This is a genomic window from Cobetia sp. 1CM21F, assembly GCF_023161745.1.
In the GTDB taxonomy this organism is placed as follows: domain Bacteria; phylum Pseudomonadota; class Gammaproteobacteria; order Pseudomonadales; family Halomonadaceae; genus Cobetia; species Cobetia amphilecti.
In genome coordinates, this window is record NZ_JALNTQ010000002.1 from 258,834 (window position 1) to 277,837 (window position 19,004).

General features: G+C 60.1%; 18 protein-coding genes. 3 read left to right on the top strand and 15 right to left on the bottom strand.

The window, feature by feature from the left end; translation table 11 throughout:
• The first annotated feature begins 9 nt into the window (after positions 1-9).
• Positions 10-1,146 (top strand): agmatine deiminase, encoded by a 1,137-nt coding sequence (gene aguA / locus MSG32_RS06730; protein WP_054555945.1) that lies wholly within the window; start codon positions 10-12, stop codon positions 1,144-1,146.
• Between the two features lie 110 nt (positions 1,147-1,256).
• Here the strand turns inward: aguA and MSG32_RS06735 are convergent, their stop codons facing one another.
• The 4 genes from MSG32_RS06735 to MSG32_RS06750 all read right to left on the bottom strand — a co-directional run bounded on the left by MSG32_RS06735 (position 1,257) and on the right by MSG32_RS06750 (position 4,300).
• Positions 1,257-1,412 carry a hypothetical protein gene (locus MSG32_RS06735; RefSeq protein ID WP_248378862.1) on the bottom strand — a complete coding sequence of 52 codons (156 nt, stop codon included), beginning with the start codon at positions 1,410-1,412 and terminating at the stop codon, positions 1,257-1,259.
• A gap of 45 nt (positions 1,413-1,457) precedes the next feature.
• Positions 1,458-2,987, bottom strand: a complete 1,530-nt coding sequence (locus MSG32_RS06740) for a PepSY domain-containing protein (RefSeq protein ID WP_248378864.1) — start codon at positions 2,985-2,987, stop codon at positions 1,458-1,460.
• Between the two features lie 108 nt (positions 2,988-3,095).
• A complete protein-coding gene (locus MSG32_RS06745) occupies positions 3,096-3,572 on the bottom strand; it encodes a hypothetical protein (protein ID WP_248378866.1) in 477 nt (158 codons plus the stop codon).
• Positions 3,569-4,300 carry an SCO family protein gene (locus tag MSG32_RS06750; protein ID WP_248378868.1) on the bottom strand — a complete coding sequence of 244 codons (732 nt, stop codon included), beginning with the start codon at positions 4,298-4,300 and terminating at the stop codon, positions 3,569-3,571. Before MSG32_RS06750 ends, MSG32_RS06745 begins: the two co-directional genes overlap by 4 nt.
• A 277-nt stretch (positions 4,301-4,577) precedes the next feature.
• On the opposite strand from MSG32_RS06750, the gene MSG32_RS06755 reads away from it, so the two are divergent.
• On the top strand, positions 4,578-5,000 hold the full coding sequence (locus MSG32_RS06755; RefSeq protein ID WP_153635572.1) for a hypothetical protein: 423 nt from the start codon (positions 4,578-4,580) through the stop codon (positions 4,998-5,000).
• 153 nt (positions 5,001-5,153) lie between these two features.
• On the opposite strand, the gene MSG32_RS06760 is transcribed toward MSG32_RS06755, so the two are convergent.
• From MSG32_RS06760 to MSG32_RS06805, 10 genes are all read right to left on the bottom strand, one after another.
• Positions 5,154-5,591: an Sbal_3080 family lipoprotein gene (locus tag MSG32_RS06760; protein WP_131431883.1), complete on the bottom strand. Its 438-nt coding sequence runs from the start codon at positions 5,589-5,591 to the stop codon at positions 5,154-5,156.
• A 321-nt stretch (positions 5,592-5,912) separates the two neighbouring features.
• Positions 5,913-7,079, bottom strand: a complete 1,167-nt coding sequence (locus MSG32_RS06765; RefSeq protein ID WP_248378870.1) for a hypothetical protein — start codon at positions 7,077-7,079, stop codon at positions 5,913-5,915.
• Positions 7,080-7,129: 50 nt separating this feature from the next.
• A complete protein-coding gene (locus tag MSG32_RS06770) occupies positions 7,130-8,011 on the bottom strand; it encodes a type II secretion system F family protein (RefSeq protein ID WP_248378872.1) in 882 nt (293 codons plus the stop codon).
• Positions 8,008-8,871 carry a type II secretion system F family protein gene (locus MSG32_RS06775; protein WP_159055743.1) on the bottom strand — a complete coding sequence of 288 codons (864 nt, stop codon included), beginning with the start codon at positions 8,869-8,871 and terminating at the stop codon, positions 8,008-8,010. The genes MSG32_RS06770 and MSG32_RS06775 overlap by 4 nt, the downstream gene beginning before the upstream one ends.
• A gap of 1 nt (position 8,872) precedes the next feature.
• A complete protein-coding gene (locus tag MSG32_RS06780) occupies positions 8,873-10,180 on the bottom strand; it encodes an ATPase, T2SS/T4P/T4SS family (protein ID WP_159055744.1) in 1,308 nt (435 codons plus the stop codon).
• A gap of 122 nt (positions 10,181-10,302) precedes the next feature.
• On the bottom strand, positions 10,303-11,070 hold the full coding sequence (locus MSG32_RS06785) for a hypothetical protein (protein ID WP_248378874.1): 768 nt from the start codon (positions 11,068-11,070) through the stop codon (positions 10,303-10,305).
• Positions 11,071-11,080: 10 nt separating this feature from the next.
• Positions 11,081-13,036 carry a pilus assembly protein N-terminal domain-containing protein gene (locus tag MSG32_RS06790; protein WP_248378876.1) on the bottom strand — a complete coding sequence of 652 codons (1,956 nt, stop codon included), beginning with the start codon at positions 13,034-13,036 and terminating at the stop codon, positions 11,081-11,083.
• Between the two features lie 136 nt (positions 13,037-13,172).
• A complete protein-coding gene (locus MSG32_RS06795) occupies positions 13,173-13,919 on the bottom strand; it encodes an SAF domain-containing protein (RefSeq protein WP_248378878.1) in 747 nt (248 codons plus the stop codon).
• An 87-nt stretch (positions 13,920-14,006) separates the two neighbouring features.
• The gene (locus MSG32_RS06800) at positions 14,007-14,387 is read right to left on the bottom strand and encodes a hypothetical protein (protein WP_248378880.1); all 381 of its coding nucleotides are present in this window, start codon (positions 14,385-14,387) and stop codon (positions 14,007-14,009) included.
• A gap of 386 nt (positions 14,388-14,773) precedes the next feature.
• Entirely contained in the window at positions 14,774-15,541 is a 768-nt protein-coding gene (locus tag MSG32_RS06805; protein WP_248378882.1) for an extensin family protein, read from the bottom strand.
• A gap of 272 nt (positions 15,542-15,813) precedes the next feature.
• On the opposite strand from MSG32_RS06805, the gene MSG32_RS06810 reads away from it, so the two are divergent.
• Positions 15,814-16,845, top strand: coding sequence for an LLM class flavin-dependent oxidoreductase (locus tag MSG32_RS06810; protein ID WP_248378884.1), 1,032 nt, complete (start codon positions 15,814-15,816; stop codon positions 16,843-16,845).
• A 193-nt stretch (positions 16,846-17,038) separates the two neighbouring features.
• On the opposite strand, the gene MSG32_RS06815 is transcribed toward MSG32_RS06810, so the two are convergent.
• Positions 17,039-18,670: a BCCT family transporter gene (locus MSG32_RS06815; RefSeq protein ID WP_054555939.1), complete on the bottom strand. Its 1,632-nt coding sequence runs from the start codon at positions 18,668-18,670 to the stop codon at positions 17,039-17,041.
• Positions 18,671-19,004 lie beyond the last annotated feature (334 nt).

Consider the following 19,004-nt stretch of genomic DNA (forward strand, 5'->3'; position numbering starts at 1 on the left):
ACGAACATCATGACCCGCTCCTCCCCCTCTCATTCTCTTGATGTCTTCACTCCAGGCTCACCTGCTGCCAAGGGCTTCTTCATGCCTGCCGAATATGCCAGACATGATGCCTGCTGGATGCTATGGCCACAGCGGCCGGACACCTGGCGTTACGGTGCCAAGCCCGCCCAACAGGCTTTCGTGGATGTCGCCACGGCCATCGCCGGCAGCGAGACCGTCATCGTCGGCGTCAATGATGAGCAGTACGAAAACGCACGCAATGAACTGCCCGCGCATGTGCGTGTCGTCGAGATATCCAGCAACGACGCCTGGATGCGCGATGTCGGCCCGACCTTCCTGACTCATCCGGATGGTCGTATTGCCATGATCGACTGGGAGTTCAATGCCTGGGGCGGCCTGAATGGAGGACTCTATTTCCCCTGGGACAAGGACCGCAGAATCCGCACCAAGATCTCGCAGATTCTGGATGTTCCGCGCTTTGATGCCTCGATCATGCTGGAAGGCGGCGCCATTCATGTCGACGGCGAAGGGACGCTGATCACGACCGAAGAGTGCCTGCTCAACGCCAATCGCAACCCTGATCTGAGTCGCGAGCAGATAGAGCAGATCCTCAAGGACCATCTCGGTGTCACCACCATCATCTGGCTTCCCAATGGCTGCCACCTGGATGAGACCGATGGCCACGTGGATAACCTGTGCTGCTTCGTCGGGCCTGCAGAAGTCGCCCTCAATTGGAGCGATGATCCCCAGGACCCACAGCATGCGATCTCCAAGGCGGCGCTTGAAGTTCTCGAGAACTCCGTGGATGCCAGAGGGCGTGCCTTCAAGGTGCATCTGCTACCACAGCCCGGCCCTCTGTATATCCAGGAAGATGAAGCCAATGGTCTGGACCGCCTGGGTAGCTCACACCCGAGACGTCCCGGCGACCGCATGGCAGGGTCCTACGTGAACTTCTACATCGCCAACGAAGCCATCGTCATGCCATTGCTTGACCCGGCGCTGGATGATGTCGCGCGCGAGAAACTGCAAGCCATCTTCCCGACTCGGCAGATTCTTGGCGTCAATGCTCGTGAAATTCTGCTGGGGGGCGGCAACATCCACTGCATTACCCAACAGCAACCCAAGCGCCTGACTGAACGACACTGACGCCTGTTGGCGTAAAAAGAAGCCCGCCACCGGTGACATGACCGATGGCGGGCTTCTTGCGTTCTAACGAATAGCGGCGACCAGCGCTCACTATTGAGAGGATACGGGTCTCAGAAGCTCCAGCTGGCATGCGTCCAGAAGATACGCTCCGGCTCATTGACCTGTACATTGCCCTGCCCACTACCCTGGAACGGATCATCGTCGAAGCGATTGACGTGGTAGGCGTAGGCCTTGTCGAACGTCCGGTACGAGCATGGCAGATCCACTGGCGAAGACGGTAAACGTGCCTGCCAGTGGAGAGGTGTGCTCGTTTACACCTTGGCCTCCTGCAGGTCATCCCCACGCTTGTGCGTGGCGCGAATCCACAGCCAGTCCAGCAGCCCCATCACGACCAGCGAGAGGCCGACCAGCGGGAAGATGACACCGATGATCATCATCAAACCCCAGACACCGGCGATACGCTTGCGCTCCTTGGGCAGCGGCGGGATACCGATACCGCCCACCGGACGACGCTTCCACCACATCACGCCCGCACCGACGCTCATCATCACCATCGCGATACAGGCCAGTACCAGCACCAGCTGGTTGATCAGCCCGTACTGCTGCCCCAGGTGAACATTGATGCCCCACTCCAGCGCTCGACCCAGCGGGCCATAATCGGCGTAATGCATGTCCAGCAGCACATCGCCGGAATAGCGATCCACATGCACCACCTGCTGGCGCTCCAGCGCATCCGGATAGATGGAGCCGGTGTAGACGCCCTGAGGCGTGCCCGGCAGATTGATGGCATAGCCCGGCGCCAGGCCTTCGCGAGCGAAGATGCGCTCAGCCTGATCGAGGCCGATATCGGCATGGGCAATCGCGGCGGCACTCAGCGGCACGGCCGCGGCGGCGGAGGCCTGCTCGGCACCAGACTTGGTGCCCCCACCGCCATGCCCGGCATGCTCCCCCTCGTCCACAACGGGGCTTGTCGCTGCAGCCGGCAAGGAAGATAACGGGATAACGGCCTGTTCGAGCGACCAGGTCGTCCGCTCCTGGTCCACCAGACGGGTATCCGACATCGGCGTATTCACGCGCACGCCATCGGGATACCCGAAGTTATGCCCGTTGGCCAACTCGTTGACCTTGGCACCCCACACCATTGACCACGGCATGCCAGTCACGGCGAGAAACAGGATGAAACCAGCGGCGAAGATGCCACACACGGCATGCAGGTCACGCCACCACAGACGACGCGCAGGCGTGGTACGCAGCGTGACGACGCCACCCTTCTGGCCCCGCGGCCACCACAGATACAGGCCGCTGAGTACCAGCAGAATGCTCCAGCCGGCGGCGATCTCGATCGCGGCATTGCCGATGGGGCCGGTGATCGCGAGGCTGTGCAGATTGCGCACCGTCCACATGATGCTGTCACGGTAGGCCATCTGCCCCTGCACTTCACCGCTGTAGGGGTTGACGTAGACCGCCTGCTTGCCACTGCCATCGGCTGCCACGATATCGACTTCCGTGGTCAAGTCACTGGCCGCAGGCGGCACGACACGCACGGCCTTGCCGGGCAGACTTTGCACGGCGACACGCACCTGCTCGCTCAGCGGGACACTCGCCTGTGCCTGGCCATTGGCCTGTTGCACCACCGGCGTGTTGACCTTCATCAGGTCGGCATGCACGAAGTGGTCGATCTCTTCACGGAACAGATAGAGACCGCCGGTGACGGCCAGCAAGGTCAGGAAAGGCAGCACCAGCAGGCCGGCATAGAAATGCCAGCGCCACACGGCACGGTAGATATCGCTGAAACCGCGAGCGGCGCGACCCGCGGTGTCGGTATTGGTCGTTGAACTCATCTCGATTACCCATCGACAGGTGCCACGACGCGCGACGGATACTTTGTCCGCCGGTCAACGTGAGGTCACCGAACACTATGGAGAGCCACCGCGAGGTGGCCCAGCAATTCATGGCGCGAGGGAATCGTGGGGTGGCGCGCGCCCGGGCGGACGCAGATAGACATTGATGTCGCGGAACGCGACAAGGCAGGGACGCGGGGCCGCGTCGCGAGACAACCGCCCCAATGCCAGCAACAGGGCAACGGCGACCAATGCCAGCGTGAAGGCCGCCATGCTGGCCAACGGACAATCCGAGGCAGCGGAACTATGGGTGATCTGCGCCTGCGAACCGCTTTCGCGAGCGGCACGCGTTATCCAGTCGCTATCGGCACTCACCCAACGCCCGGTACCGACACTCTCGAAGACGGCATGGTCGTTGACCATCACCACTCGCGGGGCCGCCAGCGGCATGACCAGCATGGCGGCCAACGCGATCAGCATCACGAAGACGACATGTCCATTGGCCGCGGTCAGTCGCGACAGGGCGCGATGATAGGAGACGGATTGACGCCTGGCGTGGCGAGTCGAGGGGCAAGTCGCTGTCATGCGCCCCCCATGGCCGGAGCATCAGCGTTCGTATCTGCGCTCGTGTTGACGGTCGCAACATCGGCAGAAGACGGCGCTGCGGCCACGGACTGGAGCAGGAACGTCAGGCGGTCGGCCAGCTGCGCAGGCGTCTGACTGAGCGGCAGGGTGTCACGCAGCCGGCCCTGCTCATCGATCACGAAGATCGCCACGCTGTGGTCGATCATGTAATCTGCCTCACCGGCCAACGCCTGCGCTTGCGCGTGTTCAGGGGGATGACTCTGCTCGGGTTCTCGCCGCTGAAACTGGATACCGAGGCGCTGGGTGAATTCCTCCAGACGCGTGTCGTCCTGTGACGGGAGGCGAAGGCCGGTCACCGGCAGGCTGAAGGCAGACAGATAACGTGACAGCACGGGCAGGGTGTCGCGCGCCGGATCCAGCGTCAGAAACATCGGATGCAGATGCGCACGTGAAGTCTCGTCAAGGCGTTGCCAGGCCATCTGCAGCCGGGCAAGCGACAACGGACAGATGTCCGGGCAATGCGTAAAGCCGGGAATCAGCACGCTCAGGTGACCCGCTTCCCCCCGAGACAGGGTGTCCGCGTGCAGCAGTCCCCGCGTGGAAGGCAGCTCGAGCGTCGTCGGCCACGCATCACGCGGTTGATGCGAGGCAGAAAGCCCCGTGATCAACGCGATAACGACGAGGGCAAAAGCACTGAGTCCCATCAGGATCAGCTTGCGCGGCGACATGAACACTCCAGCGTGGCGTGCAGAGAAGGTAAAGGCAGCAGGATCGATGACAGGGATGCTAACCATTCACACCCGTGAAACCACTAATGCGACAAGTTGCCACAGCGATTTCCCCGGGCCTTCGCGAGCGCAACAAGGCCCCAGATAGCGTAAAGCCATCACCACCATCATCAGATTCAAAGTGCGTCCCACCCGGACGGACACGACACTGTCTCCATGCTCACGCAATTGAGCCAGCCCCCAACCCCTTCTTCCCCTCACGCCATGAGGCTTCGCCATGATTCAGCGCCTTTCCCTGCACCCAGCCATCCTTGAAGTGCGCGACCTCGATGCCGCTTGCCGTTTCTTCACCGAAACACTCGCCCTGCCCATCCTGTTGCGCAACGCCACCAGCGCGACCCTGGAGCTGAACCATCGCCGAGACAAGCAGACCAGCGTATTGCTGTTGCAGCGCAGTGCCGAGCAACCCGACAGCCGCCAGCTGACGCTTGAGATCGAGCGAACGGACTTTGCCCGCTTCCGCGACCAATGGCAGGCCCAGGGAGCGCATCTGATCGAGAGTCACGGCAGCAGCGCCCCCGGCTGTGCCTGGCAGGTGCTCGATTGCGTGCTCCCCGATGGACATCGCCTACGCGTGGTCAGCATCAACCCCGAGCGCTGCGCCCCGACGATCAGCCGTGGCATGGGCATGGCACCCTGAGATTCCAGCACACCAGATGGATCGAGAGTCTCCGCTGGGGCCGGCGCATGACACAAGCGCCGGCCCCGCTATCAAGTGCGCCATCATGGCGAGAGATGACGTTCCGGTGAGGCGTGCAAGGAAAAGGCTTGGATGCCCATCACGGCTGAGGCGTCAGTAGTTGACCAGCAAGTCATCGATGACCGGGTTCATCTTGGTTTCGACTCCGGCAAACTTGGAGAACGTCAGGCCACCTCCTGCGACAAGATGATATTGCGCATAGGCGATTTCATCGCCATACGGATCATTGAGCCAGAGTTCTGCGTGTGACAGATAAGTCGTGACGTCCCAGGAGCGCAAAGCGGTATACGTCAATATCACTTCACAATGGCCGGGGACCGGAGCGTCATAGACTCGCGTATTCAAGCCATTGCGACTGAAGCCCCGTTTGATCACACTCAGGAAGCCGGGCACGATCACGGCCTCATTGCGCTCGATGCACACGGTATCCAGATAGGACATGCGTTCCAGAGGCTGAACCTGCACCGAGGTACAGCCGGCCATCACGAAGGTGATGGAAGCTGCCAATAACGCCTTCGTCATCCCTGTCATTCTTGACTCCCTGTCATTGAACAAGAGGCTTTATCGCGAGATATGCCATGGAAGGTATGCTTGCCCGCAGGGTATTAGTGAAAACAAATAAATGCGAGGAATCTGCCAGTCATTCTGATTCAGGGTAATGGAGAGAATTTATGCATCATGAAATCGACGATTGTTAGTCCTTATTGCACGCCCTACTCTCGGTTCGCTCTATGGCAAACATCTCCATCATCAGGGCAATGGCGTGACTACTCCTCAAGACGCCTCAATACGCCTCAATACGTAGCACGACATCCTCCCCTCTCCTTGGTTGTGCCTTTCGACAGTACCGACTCACAGCCCTTCTCCATCGGGCGGCGTACGAATCCAGTTGCTGGAGGCCGTCGTCGGAGCACGTAGCTGGAATGGGGCCACCAGCGCGTCGAGTGCATTGCGTGTCGGGTCATCAGCAGATGGAACACTTTCTGCCAGCTGGAAATCTTCCACTGCCGAGCAGGTCAACTCGCCGGGCAAGGTGTTCGTTACCGCCCCCAGCAGCGGCTCGATCAACCCCAGGTCCGTCGTGGCACGCAACTGATCAAACAGTGTACGCACCAGCGCTGTGACAAGATCGCCATCCTCATCCAGCGACGTGCCAGCGGGGCAATACAATGTCCCCACTTCCACTTCAGGAACGCAAACCCCCAGCAATGCGCAGGTGGGCAAGGCATTGACGGTACCCAGGGTAGTATCCACCAAAGCATCCACCGGCCCGATATAGTTGCTCAATATATCGTCTTGAGCGACCGTGCCGGGGGGTGGAGTACATAGATCTACAATCCCGGTGCTCAACAGACAGGTGGTATCAGCCTTGACGGATTGCGGGTCATCCAGGGTGAATTGCTCGCAAGGAGCCCCCGCGATCACTTTCTGCGATATCCAGCGCGACTGCACATCAACGCCATCGAAAGGACACTGCTGGGGTGTCCCGCGATAGAGAAAGCCCGGCAAGGCAGCAGGATCGCCAGGCCCGATGGCATAGACAGGTCCGCCCTGCAGTGCATGCAGGTAGCTGACACTGCCAGCATTCACATCACCGGCTATGTCGCGACTGTCCGTCGCTTCATCACTGGCAGACTTGATGCAAGGATCGCCACTGCAATTGGGAGTGGCGTAATAAAGTGGTTCTCGACTGGAGAAGCGGTCATCGCGAATCCCGATCAAGGCACGGTTGATGCCGGATGGAGGGCTGCGATCGAAATAGAGAATGCGCGGGGCGTCATGTTCATCGACATCGAAGACTTCTCCCAGTGCTCGTCCATTGGCGTCCTCGACAACGAGCTCGCGGGACTGCTGGGTCATGTAATGCTTGAAGAGTGCATCACGTATCGCCGCCAGCCCGACCAGCGAGCCGATGATCAGAATCGAGGTGATCAGGATCAACTCGATGGTAATGATGAAACCGCCCTGCCTGCGACGTGTGCGACACGCGTGAGTGACCGAATCATGTCCTGCCACCATATGCCTTCTCCCGAGACGATTGCACTTGCGAAGATGCCCACCTTGACGCCTCACCACAGCTCCCTCATCAGGATCAGCACCTCCTGAACGCGCAGGCTGGCCGGAAAGATCACCAGCACGAAGAACAATGGGCCACCGACGAGCAACATCGGAAACAGTGCCTTGACGCTGCGTTGCTGCATGGCCTTGCGCTGCCGCTCATTCTGTTGACGCGCCAGCTGGGCCGCGAAGGCTTCCAGCACATCGTGCAAGGGATTGCCCATCCTGTTGCCGGCGACCAGCAACATGGCGAACTGATGCAATTCACGGCTTCCGGTTCGTCTGGAAATGCGCGTGGCAGCTTCCTGGAGCGACAATCCGCCTCCCAGCTCAGCGCTGAACAGCTCAAGCTCAAAGGCCAGCGGATGCCGAGGTGGCAGCGCCTGACGCGCGGCCTCCCGCAGTGAAGCGGCAAGAGACAGGCCATGGCGCTGGTACGCCAGCGATACGGCCAGCAGGTGTCCCAGAGCAGCCGCGATGTGTATCTGGCGTTCGCGCCTGCGCTGTCCCAGCCATAGATGCGGCACTACGATGCCGAGCAGCATGCCCGCAAGCCCCCCGAGGTTTGCCCCCGTCATGCGCAGGATCAGCAAGGCCAGGATGGCAGGCAGCAACAGCTGGAGCCCCCACCACCAGATCACGCGCCGCGGGTTCAGGCCAGCCTGACGCATGCGCCGACGCGGAGTGAGTGATCTGTTCTGGCTGATGTTATCGGGGTTACGCAACAGCTCCTGCAATACATCCGCAATTCCGCTTTCCTCCAGGCGCACCTTGAAAGTACTGTGCAAGGCCAGATAGAGCGCCAGCAGAGCGCCAAGCATGCACAGAATGATGATGTCCGGCAGATAAGCCTCGGGGAACGTCCATGACGGGATACCGGAAAAGACACTCATGGCTGCTTCCTCATCATCTGACGCAACCAGGCAAAGCCGAGAATCTGACAGCACACGGCTCCCAGCAACAGTACGCTGCCCAGAGGATGGTCCAGCAGCAGTATCAACCAGTCAGGCTCCTTCCAGAGGATGAAGGGAACGATGGCGTAAGGCAGCAGAGCGATGACCAACAGGGAATAGCGCGCACCGGACAGTTCGGCACGCAGCTGACGCCGCATCTGGTAACGCTCATGCAGGGTGGGCAGCAGCGAGGGAAGCAGACTGGCGAAGCTCATGCCACGCCGCTCGGCGCTGATCATTGCAGCAGTGAAGAGTCTGACGCTCTCACAGGGATAGAGACGCAGCATTCGCGCGCAGGCCTCATTCAGTGACAGGCCCATGTCCAACCGATAGACCAGCTGCATCAACTCGCGCCGTGCGGCCTTGAGAGAGGATGATCCCGCCAGACGTAGCCCATTACGCAGGTTATCGCCCAATTTCAGACTGGCCTCGAGCATGTCCAGCGCCTGAATCAGATCGCCTTCGAAACGGAAGATGCGCCGACTGGCGAATTCGTGGAGCAGGAAGCCAACCAGCAACAGGCTGGTCATCAGCGCGAGGGACGCGAGCAGCAGGTTGCCGGGAAACCAGCCAAGGAAGATCACGAAGATCATCACGCTGCTTCCCCACACGCCCGCCACGAACAGCACTGGACGCATGCTGATGTCCAACAAGGCCAGCAGACGTTCGAGACGCGACATCTCTCGGCGGTGCATCAGCCCCAGGGTCATATCCGCTCCCATGAAACGCTGTGCCCTGATCATGCTGATGATCAACCACAGCGAAGACAGCGCGATGCAGACCAGCAGCAGGATAAGCATGTCAGCCCTCCTGTCGTGACACACCTTCACACCAACCGTCCCTGACGCCAGGCGCCAGAGTGGCGCCACGTGCCTCGAGATGAGCGATGAAGGCATCCAGCACATCGGGGTTGGCCTGATAGGCCTCTTCGCCGCAGGGCTCACCGGGCGTCATGGTCGCGCGACGGTGCAGCAGCTCACGAGGGCGCTCTTCCCCCAACCAGGCCAGGCTGGCAAGTTGGCGATGACCCTCGGCGTCGCGTTCGAGATGTACGATCAGCGCTCCACTCAGGCGTACCATCTCCTCGATGACCTGACGATCGGGGTGAGCGCTGCTCATCAAGGCCAATGACAGCATTCGCACAGGGACGTCCAGTGCACTGTTGGCATGCAGGGTGGTCAGACTGCCATCGTGACCGACCGTCATGGCCTGCAACATCTCGAAGACCTCGCCACCCCGTGCTTCGCCGACGATGATGCGATCGGCCCGCATCCTCAACGCGGCTCTCAATAACTCGCCTAGCCCCTGAGGACGGGGAGAATCCCCTGCCACCGGATAGCTTTCAAGTCTGACGACATGCGGATGATGCAAGTCGAGCTCCGCACACTCTTCGACGCTGACCAGGCGCTCGCCATGACTGATATGCCCTGCCAGATAATTGAGCAATGACGTCTTGCCGACACCTGCCCCTCCGCTGATGATGATATTGACGCGCGCGGCCACTGCAGCCCCCAGCAATTGGATAAGGCTGTCACTCATGAAGCCCGTCGCGACCAGGCGTTGACGATCAAGGTAATGACGTCGAAACTTTCGAATGGAGACCAGCGTTCCATCCGGTGTCAATGGCGCGCATACCGCATGTAGACGACTACCATCTGCCAGGCGCGCATCAACGATCGGGCTGGAGGCATCCAGATGCTTGCCAAGCGGGGCGATCAATCGCGAGACGAAGCGCTGCAGGTGCGCCTCATCATCAAAGGCAAGCTCGGTGGGGTCCAGACTTCCGGCACGATCAGCCCAGATTTGCCCCGCCCCATTGACCAGGATGTCACTGACGGCTTCATCGGCCATCAACTCCGTCAGCGGTCCGAAGCCACAGAGGTCGTTGGTCAGCGTATCGAGCAATTGCTGGCGACTCTCAGGGTCCAGAGGTATCTGGTACTCGTCACACACGGTGGTCAAGGCATCCGCTAGACGTTGCTGAACGTCTGCCATGCCGCCCTGCTCATCCCTCTCCATCTCATGTCGTGGTGTCGAGTGGCTACGGCGCAATGCTTGCCCCTGCTCATCTGCCAGACGGGTGACCAGCACACGTTTCAGGCGGTCCATGACCTCCGGCGCGATGGAAAGGCGTGAGCTCGACGCATTTTCACTCCCGCAAGTATCCACCTGAGAGGCCGGGTCATGACGCGAGGGCTCTCGGTCACGGCGCATGCGCGACAATGGGCCAATCATGAGGAAACCCTCACACCACTGGCCAGTTGCTTCAGGGCATCCCCCCGGCAGTGCCCCGCTGTCGCCAGGCGCAGCAGGTGTGCTCGCGCGGGCTGGTGGTCCTGCTTGCGAGCCAGACTGGTATCAAATTGGTGGCAGGCATCTGCCAGGTGGCCCTGTGCTTCATTGATCAAGCCGCGATGATAGTCCACCCGCCAATCGGGAGCCCCAAGGCGGGACGCCAACGTCAGCTGCTGTTCTGCATCATCATAGCGACCCTCGACATAGCCCACGGCCGCCAATCCTTCATAAAGACCGGCATAATTGGGATGCAGCAACATGCCGCGATCGAGCACGTTGCGTGCCAAGGTCGTGTTGCCTTCCTCCAGCGCCAACTGGCTGCGCAGCACGAAGGCCTCCGGCGGGTGTGAAGGCCCGATGCTCATCTGATCGAGAAAGAACTGAGCCTTGTCGCCGCGCCCCGCCGCATGACTCAGCAATGCATTGAAATACAGGACTTCCGGGTTGCGTGGATACTCGACATGCAGCCGCTCCGCTTCTCGCAACAAGCGCTGGCAATCCACCATCGGACTTGCCACATCGTCCAGCTCCAGACAGGTCCGACCCTGTACCATCAACTGTTGGTACCGCTCATTGAGGTACTCGAGGCGATCGCCTGCGTCCGGACGGGATTCCCGCATGCTGTCGATGGAGCTGCAGCCGGCCAACCAGCCCACCATCACTCCCAGCACACCCAGACGACACACGGATTCACGAATGTTCATGGCGTACTCCTCAACGCGAAGATGGCAGGCGGCTCAGCGGCATGTCGGCAAGGCGACTGGCGCCATCCGGAAAACTCCACTGGGCGACTTCGTTGATCGGCTCTCGGATCAAGGTCGGAGTCACGATGATGACCAGCTCCTTGTCGACATCGGAACGATTGAAGGAGCGTGTCATCCAGCCGAGAAGCGGGACATCGCTGGCGCCGGGCACGCGGTCTTCCTGGCCGCTCATGTCACGCGAGACCAGACCGCCCAGAATCAGCGGCTGGCCATCGCGCAGACGCGTGGTGGTACGCAGGCTGCGCACATTGAAGGCCGTGCTGTTGAGGTCGGAACCGGTGCTGTCGGCAATCTGTTGTGTCAGAAGCGTGTCCGGTGTCGAGATGGTCGGCAACACATCCAACGTGATGCGATCATTTTCATCGACGAGGGCGCGCACGCTGAGCTGGACGCCGAACGACTTGAAGTCCGTACCGCTGAACACCCCGTTGGTATTGGCACCCAAGGTGTCATCCTGACCGACGCCTGATGGCGCGAACGCGGAAGGTACGGGAATCTCACCCCCGACCTGGAAGACCGAGCTCTCACCGGCCAGCACCGTCAATGTCGGGCGTGACAGGGTGCGTGAAATCCCCTCGTTCTCCATCAGGCTGAACAGCAGGTCGAAGGCGATGTCACTACCGCCGATCTGAAGGTTGTTGATGAGAGTCCCGTCCAAAATCTGCAGCGCATTCTCGAGTCCCGAGGCCCCGGCTGCACCGGTCTCCCCAAGTGCCAGCGGCCCACTGGCGTTGTAGCCGTTAGTCATGATGCTCAGGTCAGGACGCCAGGCTTTCATGCGCGAACGATTGACCTCATGCATCTGGATCGCCACTCGCACCTGGGGCACATCACGTACCTCGATCATCGAGATCAGGCGTCCGCCAGCGATGGAAAGCACCTTGGAACGGGCGATGTTGTTGCGGATGTTGTTGCTGAGATCACCACCACCGACACCACTACCGGAGGTGATGGAGCCTCCGTAACTGCTGGAGCGAACGTTATCGCCCATCAAGGCACCGGATTCATCCGCCAGCACATCAATCCCGGCTTCTCCTCCGGCCAGTGGGCTACCGCCAACGACTCGCGCTGCCACGTTCAGAATCCGCGTCAATGCCACCTGATCGCGCACTTCGCCTTCGAGCAGGAATGTATCGAAGAGGTCGTTGGGCATCTCACCGAACTGCAACCGCCTTACCTTGACCTCCTCCCCGCCCAAGGACGCAATGGCTTCCTTGAGCTTGTCGGTAATCGGTTTGGGCTTCTGGGTCACCTTGATGAGATTGATCACCGGGCTCGTCATGTTCGCATTCATGTTCATCGTGCTCGCACCCGCCGGCATGCCGGGGGTAGCCATCGAGGGCATCGCACCGCGCTGCCCGGAGAGCAGATAGTCCGTTGCCGCCTGCTGAGCAGCCTGTCGATACTCCGCCGTGGGCACCTTGCCGCGCATTACCAGTACGGGGCGATCCGGCGCGGAACGAATGGAAATGGAGGGATGAATCTCGCGCAGCGCGCTGCTCAATACGCTCAGGTCGGGACTGACACTGAACAGGAAGGACTCATTGCTGCCATCGACGTACCAGACCATCACCGTAGTTCGCCCGACTTCCTTGCCCAACATCAGGACTTCTCGACCACCGATCACCTCGACCTCGATGATGCTCTGCTTGCCGACGGCAATGCGCTCTATGTCCTTGCCGAAGGCCAGGCGCGCATGAGTCCACTGCACCAGAGTGCGAGAGCGGGAATTGCCGCTGCTGTAGGCGGTATCCACATTGATGAGCCCGGCAGCAGGATTGACAGCGTCAACCGCGTCGACGCTTACGTCAGCGGCAACGGCAGACTGGCCTGCACTCGCGCAGGCAAGCGACAGGCACAGGATGAAGCCAGAGCATTCAGCGAGAAAAGCAGAAGGTTTGCTCATATTATCTCCAGGCCATGATGATCCGGCGGGGGGGGTGACCCAGGAAAGCGATCAGAAGAAAGGGAAATTCTGGTACTTTTTCAGAAATTAAAAACCAGCCAAGCATTCTCATGACACCGCAATATCGACCAAGGAGTCACAACTCGATCTCCACCTTTCTGCGCTGTAATCCTTGAAAAATCTCGATCTGACGCGTGTGCAAGGTAGGCGCCATCGGGAGACGGAGCTTGACATCTCTGCCATGCAACACCAACGACACTATTTCCTGAGAATTCAAGCTTGCAAGGCGAAAGATATCCTTCGGTAATGCTGCGATGACCAGACCCGATGACTGGGTTGTCTGCTTGCCAGTGGCTTGCGGCGACAGTGATGCCAGCGGACCGCCCGCCACTGGAGCCGGCTGATTGTTGTTCATCGTCCCCATCAGACGAACCTGTTCCGCAATCACGCGTACTCGCCCGTTGAGGCTACCGATGACATCAAAGGTATCGCTGGGCTTTATCTGTGAAACAGGGAAGGAATGACTCGCCATTGGGAGTGAGAACAACACCCTATCCTCGGGGATATATTGCGAGAGACTCTGACGTTTCACGGGCTTCAGGTCCTGAGACTGAATGACATCCCCCGGTAGACGATTACGTGTCATGACCTTGCCGATCGCCATGCTCATGTCCTGCAGCCCTCCCGCCACATCTTTCATCATCTTGAGCTCCAGCATCTGAGGCGTGATGATCTGCCCCTGCGCGATCAGGTCATTGGCCACCAGCACCTCTTCTGCTCCCACACGCTCGTACTGACGGTACCCCAACAGGCTTGCCATCGAGGTCGACACCAGAAAAACGACCATGGCGACCGTCGTGCTGCCATTGAGACGTATATTCATGTCAACCTCCTTGATGGACGACACGGTTGCTCATCATGGGAAAAAGGTCGGAGAAACTTCGATCTTCCCCGACCTCAAGAGCGGCTATTACGGCGTGAAGGCACTCGCACCGGTAGCATTCTCTGCACCGCTTCCCGCGGTGGTATTGGCCCCAGAATTGGTAGCCGCTTCACTATAATCCGCTGCGATAAAGTCGAAGGTGACGAGATCGCCAGCGTTGGCATCAGTCGCATCAACGAAGCCGGATCCTTCCAGGAAGGCGGTCCCTTCTGCATTGACCAACCCATCAAAAGCGTAGGATTGATCAAGCTGACCGATGGCTTCTGCAACATCTTCCATCTCAGCAGTCAGTGAATCGCGCATGGTTACCAGACCTACTACCATACCGATCACCATGACCGAGAGGATCAGCACCAGCTCGGTGGTCATCACGAAACCTGCCTGGGACTTCTTGGTTGTCTTTTTCATCTGTGAATCTCCAGTGAGGATATCTTCGACAGCTGCACTTTCCCGTTCAATGGATCGTGGCCACAAGCAGCGACTTGTCTGCACCTACTGTCCACGAATTGAAGACTAATCGTTTTTTTGAAATCCAACTGCAAACCAATGTGTCGATAAATGTCACATCAAGGGTGTCCGGAACAAGAAAAGGCAAGGCGAGGCTTTCGTGATGCTGAAGATATGCACGTGATAAGTGGGAAAATGACAATCAAAAAAGCACTGTGCGGGTCGCATCAGTGCCTTTCTTTAGTGAATATGGGCAGCCTTGAAGAGAACCTTTTCAATGTCGTGAGAGACTGACGATACAGTGGCTGAGACGCAGCAACTGCAACACACGAACTGCAACACGACGTCTAGCGACAGAATCGCCAGCCCCGCGTGCCGAGGTGGAAGTGATCACGATGGGCGGCGTTGTAATCCGGGCCCAGCACGGTACCGAAACTCTCACAGGCGGCGTCCTGCACGGCACGCAGGAAGCGGCCCGGGGCATCTTCATCCTCGGGTGCCGTCCAGTCGCGCGGCAAACGAACCTGACGGCCGTCCGCCAGCGTGAAGCCTGTGACATCCAGCGCATCCGCGGTGGCGTGTTCGCTGCGGCGTGCGTTCTCTCGTCCGTAGATGTTGCGGCAGGCGTAGCTGCCCACATGGGACACTTGCGTCACCTCGCTCCCCATGACTTCCTGCGCCGCTGACTTGAGCCCATGGCGCTCGAAGCGCAGCCAGCTCACCGCCAGCGGGCAGCTGGCAATGAAGGACTGGTTGAAGCGAACACCCTGCTCGCCACTCGCGCCTGACGCCGAATGCATGCGTACGCTGTTGATGAGGTCACAGCCGTTGTCGCTGGGGCGGTCCGGCAGGAAGGTCACCCGTTGCGGGGCTTCCCGCTCGAGAAATGCGCGACAGGCGGCCGGGTTCTCGTTCAAGCGTGAGAGCTTCCAGCCGGTCACCATGCCGGGCGGGTCCTCCAATTGCAGTGGCTCCCACGGGAGATAGTGAGCGGGTATCCAGCGCTCCAGCACGATGATGTCGCGCTGGAGCGCAACGCCCAGGCCGATGAGCACCAGGCATATCAACATGAGCCCCATGCCTTTGCGGCGCTGCTTGTGCTGCAAACCGTTCATGTTCGCCTCCTGTACACGTTGCAGGCCCTTACCTGCCCCGGGCTTCGCCTGCCCTGGGCTTCACCTGCCCCAGGGTGACTGACCACCGTGAATGGCATGACGTATCGACCGCCTCATATATGCCATATCAGAAACAGTGAAATGAAGGGCGAGGCGCTGTCAGAGACGCGGCTGTCCACTATGCTGGACGCCATCCAGCAGACCAGCCACATGCCGTTGAGGGGCCACGCCCCGGCTGCTCTCTGCACGCCAATCCGCTATCAGGAGCGCACATGACGACAGCCCCTACCTCACGCCTGGGCACGATCCCGCTCTCGGTGCTGGACCTTGCCCCCATCCGCGATACCGGCAGTGTTGCTGAAACCTTCCACAATAGCGTCAGTCTCGCCCAGCATGTCGAAGCGCTGGGCTTTCATCGCCTGTGGCTGGCCGAGCATCACAACATCGATGGCATCGCCAGTGCCGCCACCTCGGTGCTGATCGGCCATGTGGCGGGCAAGACCTCCCGCCTGCGGGTCGGCTCGGGCGGCATCATGCTGCCCAATCATCCCCCGCTGGTGGTGGCGGAGCAGTTCGGCACCCTGGCCACGCTCTACCCGGACAGGATCGATCTCGGGCTTGGCCGCGCGCCGGGCTCCGATGGCATCACCATGCAGGCGATGCGCCGCGACCCTTCCGCCGGCGTGAATGACTTCCCCCAGCGCCTGGCCGAACTCGAGCAGTATCTGGGCGAAGCCTCACCCGGTCAGCGCGTCAAGGCCATGCCAGGGCAAGGCACTCATGTCCCCCTGTGGCTATTGGGTTCCAGCGACTACAGCGCACGCCTGGCAGCGAAAAAAGGTCTGCCCTTCGCCTTCGCCGGTCAGTTCGCCCCCGGCTACATGCTGGAGGCCATCAAGCTCTATCGCGAGAACTTCACGCCCTCCGAGGTGCTGGATGCGCCCTATGTGATGCTCGGCCTGCCGCTGATCGCCGCCGACAGTGATGAACGCGCCCACTTCCTGGCCAGCACCCAGCAACAGAAATTCCTCAACCTGATCCGCGGCAAGAGCACGCGCGCCCTGCCCCCACGCGAGACACTGGACTGGTCAGCACGCGAGGAAGCCATGGTCGGCCAGAATCTGGCTGCTGCCATCATCGGTGGGCCTGAGCGCATTCGCAGCGAACTCGAGCATCTGCTGGAGGTAACCCAGGCCGACGAATTGATGTTCAACTCGGATTTCTATGAGCATGCCGATCGCCTGAAGAGCTACGAGATACTCGCCGAGGTCGCCGGGCGCCGGGCGCCGGACGCCGGACGCTAGTCAATGACGTGAGCCCCTTCACGCTGACTGGCTTGCCAAGACAAGACGCCGCTCACATCTCCTGTGAGCGGCGTCTGTCGTTCTGAGCCTGCCGTGAAGCCATGCATTGACGTCATGAGCTGAAGGCGATGAGCTTAAAACGATGAACTCAAGGCGATGAGCTCAAGGCGATAAGTTCATGCCTCGAGCCGGCTCAATGATGATCGCGCGGGTTCACGCGACGATTCTTGACGTCCGGCGCACGGCGGATGCGATCTTCCTCGGCCAGGCTGTCAGCCTCGAAGATATCCGCACCGACCGGTGTCTCACCATGACGGCGATACAGCTGACTGAGCATCTGGCGACGATCAGCCCGCAGCTCCTTCACCAGTACCACGATCATGCCGTAGATGATGAAGGTGAACGGCAAGGCCGAGAGTACCGAGGCTGACTGCAAGCCCTTGAGACCGCCCGTCGAGATCAGCGTCAAGCAGATGGCCGCGATCAGCACGCCCCAGGCGATACGCTTGTAGAGTGGCGGGTTGATCGAGCCGCCGTCGGTCATCTGCGCCACGATGTAGGACGCCGAATCGGCGGAGGTCACCAGGAAGATGAAGATCAGCATGATCGCGACCACCGACAGCACGCTGCTGAAGGGCATCAGATCGAACATCTCGAACAAGGCAGACGTGATGTTGGCATCCGTCGCGGCCGCCAGACCGACATCACTGGCCAGCTCCATGTTGATCGCCGCGCCACCGAAGACACCGATCCACAGGCACGCCAGCAGCGGCGGCACGATCAGCACGCCCACCACATACTCCTTGATGGTGCGGCCACGCGAGACACGCGCGACGAAGGTACCGACGAACGGCGACCAGGCGATGACCCATGCCCAATAGAAGACGGTCCAGGAGCTGTTCCAGTCATTGCCGTCATAGGGCGACATGCGCAGGCTCATGCCGATGAAGTTCTGCAGATAATCGCCGATGCCCAGGGTGATCGTCTTGAGAATGTCCAGCGTCGGGCCAGTGAACAGCACATACAGCATCAGCGCGATGCAGATGCTCATGTTGAGGTTGGACAGGCGCTTGATGCCCTTGTCGAGCCCGGACCAGGTCGAGGCCATGTAGGCACAGAACATCACGCCCATGATGATGAACTGCCATTGCCAGCCTTCTTCCACGCCGAAGACGAAGTGCAGCCCCCCGTTCATCTGCAACACGCCCAGGCCCAGCGATGTCGCGACCCCCATCACGGTCGCCACTACCGCAAAGACATCCAGTACCGGGCCATAGCGGCGCACCTTGGGATGCTTGGCCGTCACGGAAGACAGCACCGAGGACACCAGACCCGCCTGTCCCTTGCGGAACTGGAAATAGGCAATGATCAGGCCGACCACCGAGAAGGCAGCCCACTGATGGACGCCCCAGTTGAAGAAGGCATATTGAATGGCATAGCGCGCGGACTCGGGCGTCTCGCCCGGCATATCGGCGAACGGCGGCTTCAGATAGTGCTGCATGGGTTCCGCCATGCCATAGAACACCAGCCCGACGCCAAACCCTGCTGCCAACAGCATGCTGACCCAGGAAAAGAAGGTATAGGAAGGCCGGCTATCCTGCGGGCCGAGCCGGATCTTGCCGTACTTGCTCAACGCGAGACTGATGAGAAAGATCACGAAACCAAACACGGATATCAGATAGAACCAGCCGAACATGCTGGTCACGGCGCCGAGCGCCTGATCTGCCAATTCACCGAAACGGGTGGGGAATCCTGCCCCCAATGCGACCAGCCCCAGAATGATGATGACCGACGCGCTGAATACGCGCTTTCCTCCAGATGTCATAAATCGCTACTCCCTGTGAGCTGTGACAGCGGTGAGGTGGATCGCGCACCAGCGAGAAACGAGTAGCGTATCGCCAACGAATATTCGCAGTGCCTTCTAGACATGAACCTGATTCCCCAGAACTTCAAGGGCAGACGACGTCAGCAGCACAGGAAAATTTGTCACCGCCTGTACAGGTAAGCGTTTGCCCCAACCAGGCCACAGCCTCCGCGTGGGAGGAGAAAGCCGGTTTTGAAAGGTCAGTGCTGGCTTTGAAAGGACAGTGCAGACCTTGGAGGGACAGCGCAGGCCTTGGAAGGACAGTGACGAAGGAGCAGAGAGACGGGAAGTCCCG

Coding starts and splice junctions, on each gene's coding strand:
- aguA (WP_054555945.1), top strand. CDS start 10: ATGACCCGCTCCTCCCCCTCTCATTCTCTTGATGTCTTCACTCCAGGC.
- MSG32_RS06740 (WP_248378864.1), bottom strand. CDS start 2,987: ATGAGTTCAACGACCAATACCGACACCGCGGGTCGCGCCGCTCGCGGT.
- MSG32_RS06745 (WP_248378866.1), bottom strand. CDS start 3,572: ATGACAGCGACTTGCCCCTCGACTCGCCACGCCAGGCGTCAATCCGTC.
- MSG32_RS06750 (WP_248378868.1), bottom strand. CDS start 4,300: ATGTCGCCGCGCAAGCTGATCCTGATGGGACTCAGTGCTTTTGCCCTC.
- MSG32_RS06755 (WP_153635572.1), top strand. CDS start 4,578: ATGATTCAGCGCCTTTCCCTGCACCCAGCCATCCTTGAAGTGCGCGAC.
- MSG32_RS06760 (WP_131431883.1), bottom strand. CDS start 5,591: ATGACAGGGATGACGAAGGCGTTATTGGCAGCTTCCATCACCTTCGTG.
- MSG32_RS06765 (WP_248378870.1), bottom strand. CDS start 7,079: ATGGTGGCAGGACATGATTCGGTCACTCACGCGTGTCGCACACGTCGC.
- MSG32_RS06770 (WP_248378872.1), bottom strand. CDS start 8,011: ATGAGTGTCTTTTCCGGTATCCCGTCATGGACGTTCCCCGAGGCTTAT.
- MSG32_RS06775 (WP_159055743.1), bottom strand. CDS start 8,871: ATGCTTATCCTGCTGCTGGTCTGCATCGCGCTGTCTTCGCTGTGGTTG.
- MSG32_RS06780 (WP_159055744.1), bottom strand. CDS start 10,180: ATGGACCGCCTGAAACGTGTGCTGGTCACCCGTCTGGCAGATGAGCAG.
- MSG32_RS06785 (WP_248378874.1), bottom strand. CDS start 11,070: ATGAACATTCGTGAATCCGTGTGTCGTCTGGGTGTGCTGGGAGTGATG.
- MSG32_RS06790 (WP_248378876.1), bottom strand. CDS start 13,036: ATGAGCAAACCTTCTGCTTTTCTCGCTGAATGCTCTGGCTTCATCCTG.
- MSG32_RS06795 (WP_248378878.1), bottom strand. CDS start 13,919: ATGAATATACGTCTCAATGGCAGCACGACGGTCGCCATGGTCGTTTTT.
- MSG32_RS06800 (WP_248378880.1), bottom strand. CDS start 14,387: ATGAAAAAGACAACCAAGAAGTCCCAGGCAGGTTTCGTGATGACCACC.
- MSG32_RS06805 (WP_248378882.1), bottom strand. CDS start 15,541: ATGAACGGTTTGCAGCACAAGCAGCGCCGCAAAGGCATGGGGCTCATG.
- MSG32_RS06810 (WP_248378884.1), top strand. CDS start 15,814: ATGACGACAGCCCCTACCTCACGCCTGGGCACGATCCCGCTCTCGGTG.
- MSG32_RS06815 (WP_054555939.1), bottom strand. CDS start 18,670: ATGACATCTGGAGGAAAGCGCGTATTCAGCGCGTCGGTCATCATCATT.